This is a genomic window from Stenotrophomonas pictorum JCM 9942 (assembly GCF_001310775.1).
Classification (GTDB): Bacteria; Pseudomonadota; Gammaproteobacteria; order Xanthomonadales; family Xanthomonadaceae; genus Stenotrophomonas; species Stenotrophomonas pictorum.
Map to the genome: position 1 here is coordinate 1 of NZ_BAZI01000256.1, position 3,900 is coordinate 3,900.

Genomic DNA, 3,900 nt, shown 5'->3' on the forward strand with positions numbered 1-3,900 from the left:
CCGACCGTGACCAGCCGCGTGGCCGGTTTGGCCCAGCCCAGCAGCCGCCGCGCCAGATGCGCCAGCGGGATACCGATGAAGGCCTGCGGCTGCGCCTCGTCCAGGCATTGCTTGAGCGCGCGCCTGTCGATGCCCGGATCGACCAGCACCGGCACCGCGCCGATCTTGAACAGCGCGAACATCAGCAGGAAGAACTCCGGCCCCGGCCGCACCATCACCACCGCGCGTACACCGCGGCCGATGCCATAGGCCGCCAGCCCGGCGCCGATGGCATCGCTGCGCGCATCGAGCGTGCGGTAATCCAGGGTGACATCGTAGCGGGCCATGCCGTCGGGGCCCGGCCGGCCCGGGCAACGGATGGCGATCTGGTCGGGCCGTTCACGCGCCAGTTCGGGCAGGCGCGCGGCGATATTGCAGGAATCGTTCATCGGCATATTGTCACCGCTGCAGAAATTTCTTGCGCGCGGAGCGGCGGCATGGAAAATCCTCCAGCTTCCCCACCCGCATCGCCGCCCCAAGGCCGGCTCCCATGCCCCATCCCTGCCTCAGCTGCGGCGCCTGCTGCGCCCAGTACCGCGTCGCCTTCCACTGGATGGAATCGGACGAAGCCAGCGAAGGCGGCGTGCCACACGCGCTGACCCAGCGCCTGGACCCGCACCGGCTGTGCATGCAGGGCACCTATTCGGACCCGATCCGCTGCGTGGCGCTGGATGCGCGCATTGGCGAATATTCGCGCTGCACCATTCACCCCAACCGTCCCAGCGTCTGTCGCGAAGTCGATGCGTCGTGGGAATATGGCCAGGTCAGCGCGCAGTGTGATCGCGCGCGCGCCGCCCATGGGCTGGCCCCGTTGACCCTGGCCGACTGGCGCTGGCGCGATGCGGCCGACAATGACGGTCCACAGCCGGACGACAACGGCAACACGCCATCCTCACCGCCACAGCCGCCGATCGCCGCCTGAGCGCTGCCGGGCCCAACCGCCGCAGCGCAAGTCCGGCGGGGTTGTCATCGGGCAGTCAGGGCAGGGGGTTGCGCTCCAGGAACGCACGCACCGCCGGCACGATGGCCTCGTGCTTGTCTTCCAGCACGTAGTGGTTGGCATCCTCGAACGCGGTCACTTCGGCCTGCGGCAAGGCCTTGCGGAAGCCGGCCAGGAAGTGGTGGTCGAAGCAGAAATCACGCAGGCCCCAAGCGATATACACCGGACGGTCGGCGAAAGACGGCAGCGCCGCAGCGGCACGCTCCAGCAGCGACCACGCCTTGTCGGCCGGTGACAGCGGGATGTCCTGCATGAAGCGGATGGTGGCGATGCGGTTGGCCCAGCTGTCGTACGGGGCGACATAGGCACGGCGCACTTCGGCCGGCATCCTGCGGCTCACGCCCAGCCACGAGGCGCCGGCGGAGAACGCGTTGAAGGTACGGATGAACCACTCGCCCGGCTTCCAGTGCCGGCCCATTGCGATCTGCCACGGCATCGGCTTTTCGGCCGGCAGCGGGAATGCGGCGGTATTGGTGATCACCAGCCGCTTGACCTGCGCGTGGTGCGACAGCGCCCAGCCGAAACCGATCATGCCGCCCCAGTCGTGCACCGCCAGCGTCACCGGACCGGTGATGCCCAGGTGACTGAGCAGCGCGTCCAGATCATCCACGCGCGACTGCAGCGTGTACTCGTACCGGCTGTCATCGGGCTTGTCGGACAGGCCCATGCCGATGTGATCCGGCACGATGCAGCGGTATTTGTCGCTCAGGCCGTTGACCAGATGGCGCCACAGATAGCTCCACGACGGGTTGCCGTGCAGCATCACCACCACCTCGCCATCGCGCGGGCCTTCGTCGATGTAGTTCATCGACAGCCCGGGACGGACCTCGAAGCGGTGGGTGTGGCTCGGATAGCCGGGGAACTTGTTCATCACATCGCACCTGGAAAAAGGGCCGGCAGAACCGGCCCTGTGTTTCGTCTGCGCCGTGCCGGCTTACCAGACGACTTCGGCCATCGTGCAGTTCAGGCCCGAGCCGATACCCATCAGCGCCACGCGGTCGCCTTTCTTGAGCTTGCCCAGCTGACGCAGCTTGCTCAGCACGATCGGCACCGAGGCCGGACCGATGTTGCCGTGCTCGCCGAAGATGGTCATCACCTTCTTCGGGTCGATGCCGAAGGCCTTGATGAAGGCGTTGGTGTGCGGCTGGCTGACCTGGTGGATCACGAACTGGTCGATCTCCTCCACCGCCCAGCCCAGCGCCTCGCGCGTGGCCTCGAAGGTCTTGGTGGCCAGCTTGATGCCTTCGATCAGCAGCAGGCGGGTGTCGGTGACCATGCGGTCCAGGTTGCCCACGCACAGCTTGTTCCACTCGTTGGCCGCACGGGTCACGCCGCCCTTGTAGCGCGGCGCATCGGGCACCAGCTCCGAGCGTGCCAGCACCATGGCCGCGGCACCGGAACCGGTGGTCAGCGCGGCGACTTCGTCGCGCAGCTGCTGGGCGGTGATGTCCGGGGACATCATGCGCTCCAGGGTCTTCTCATAGACCAGGTTCGAGGTTTCGCCGTCGACGATCAGCGCGTAATCGATATCACCGCGCTCGAGCATGCGCGCGGCCACGTCCATGCCGTTGATGAAGGCCAGGCAGGCGTTGGCGATGTCGAAGGTGACACAGTCTTCGCCGATGCCCAGGTTGCCGGACACGATCGACGCGGTCGACGGCTCCAGGTAGTCACGGCTGACGGAGGTGTTGAGCAGCAGGCCGATCTTGTCGGCGGTGATGCCGGCATCATCCAGCGCCTTCTGACCGGCGAGGGTGGCCACATCAGAGGCTTGCGTACCCTGGTCCCAAAGCCGGCGCGCGTGGATGCCGGCGATATCGCCCAGCACATCGGCACGGATCCCCAGGCGTTCCAGCGTGGGCTGGAGCCGCTCGTTGATTTCCTTGGAGGTCAGCGTATGCGGCGCATCAATATGCGCCAGTCCCGCGATCGAGACATTCTGGAAAGGCATCGGAAAGCGCCAAGACTCAGGCGAAGGGGGCGCTATTCTAGCCTCTGCGCCTTTTTACCGCATCTTTACAAATAAACGGCCCGCCGTATGGAGCCCTCCGGCGCGCTGGCAGGCACCGGGACCACGTGCCTGCGCGCCGCGGAGCCGGAAAATCACCGGCTCACGGACAGTTGCCGCACTCAGCGCGGCGGGCACTGGTAGGCGGCAAAGCGCTGGCTGCCATCGGCCGGCAGCCCTGTCGCCTGCACCGCATTGGCACCGGCACTGGGCGCTTCGTTGCGGGCCAGGGTTTCCAGCTCTTCCTGCACACGCAGCGGGTTGCGGTTGTAGAAACCGACCTTGTTCTTCACCGACACCACGATCTCGCCCTTGGTCACGCACCCCGGCGCGACCGGACCGGCCGGCAGCACGCGCACCGCCTTGCCTGAAGATTCAATCGGCACCCAGGTGCAGGCAGCGGTGCTGGCGATCAGGACAGACAGAAACACGATACGCATGGACAGTTCCTTGTAGATAACGGAACGGATTGTGCCGTGAATGAATGAACCCGTCATGATCCATGGCCCGCTCCACTGCGGAGCGGGCCATGGCGTGGGCTGCGTGGAACTTACCTGGCCGTGGCGGCCACCGGCTTGCCTTCGGTATCGATCACGGTGACTTCACCCAGGTTCAGGGCACGCACCGGGGCTTCGGTCTGCTTCAGATCCCCCACCACCACCCAGGTCAGCGCGGCCGGATCCAGCGTGCCGGCGGCCTGCGCCACCTGCGCCGGGGTCATCGCCTCGATCTCGGCCTTGCGCTTGAACACGTAATCATCCGGGCGCTGGTAACGGACGATGCCACCGATGGTGCTCATCACCGCCGCGCCGGTCTCATAGGCGCCGGGCAGGCTCAGCGTCTGGATGTTGCG

The 3,900-nt window shown here is 66.5% G+C and carries 5 protein-coding genes and 1 pseudogene; 1 reads left to right on the forward strand and 5 read right to left on the reverse strand.

The features are described from left to right. Positions 1–428: AMP-binding protein (locus JCM9942_RS11900; RefSeq protein ID WP_157722893.1), on the reverse strand; the 428-nt coding region annotated here is incomplete at its 3' end. Positions 429–529: 101 nt separating this feature from the next. Between JCM9942_RS11900 and JCM9942_RS11905 the strand changes: the two genes are divergently transcribed. Continuing rightward, positions 530–961: a YkgJ family cysteine cluster protein gene (locus JCM9942_RS11905; RefSeq protein ID WP_054659900.1), complete on the forward strand. Its 432-nt coding sequence runs from the start codon at positions 530–532 to the stop codon at positions 959–961. A gap of 55 nt (positions 962–1,016) precedes the next feature. Here JCM9942_RS11905 and JCM9942_RS11910 read toward each other — a convergent pair whose 3' ends face one another. From JCM9942_RS11910 to JCM9942_RS11925, 4 genes and pseudogenes are all read right to left on the reverse strand, one after another. Next, on the reverse strand, positions 1,017–1,910 hold the full coding sequence (locus tag JCM9942_RS11910; protein WP_054659902.1) for an alpha/beta fold hydrolase: 894 nt from the start codon (positions 1,908–1,910) through the stop codon (positions 1,017–1,019). A gap of 63 nt (positions 1,911–1,973) precedes the next feature. Continuing rightward, complete coding sequence (locus JCM9942_RS11915; RefSeq protein ID WP_054659904.1) at positions 1,974–2,990, reverse strand: 3-oxoacyl-ACP synthase III; 1,017 nt, start codon at positions 2,988–2,990, stop codon at positions 1,974–1,976. 179 nt (positions 2,991–3,169) lie between these two features. Beyond that, complete coding sequence (locus tag JCM9942_RS11920) at positions 3,170–3,487, reverse strand: DUF4156 domain-containing protein (protein WP_054659906.1); 318 nt, start codon at positions 3,485–3,487, stop codon at positions 3,170–3,172. Between the two features lie 110 nt (positions 3,488–3,597). Next, positions 3,598–3,900, reverse strand: a pseudogene (locus JCM9942_RS11925) (insulinase family protein); the annotation flags it as partial.

Excerpts from the sequence above, each read along its gene's own strand:
- JCM9942_RS11905 (WP_054659900.1), top strand. The coding sequence starts at position 530 with ATGCCCCATCCCTGCCTCAGCTGCGGCGCCTGCTGCGCCCAGTACCGC.
- JCM9942_RS11910 (WP_054659902.1), bottom strand. The coding sequence starts at position 1,910 with ATGAACAAGTTCCCCGGCTATCCGAGCCACACCCACCGCTTCGAGGTC.
- JCM9942_RS11915 (WP_054659904.1), bottom strand. The coding sequence starts at position 2,990 with ATGCCTTTCCAGAATGTCTCGATCGCGGGACTGGCGCATATTGATGCG.
- JCM9942_RS11920 (WP_054659906.1), bottom strand. The coding sequence starts at position 3,487 with ATGCGTATCGTGTTTCTGTCTGTCCTGATCGCCAGCACCGCTGCCTGC.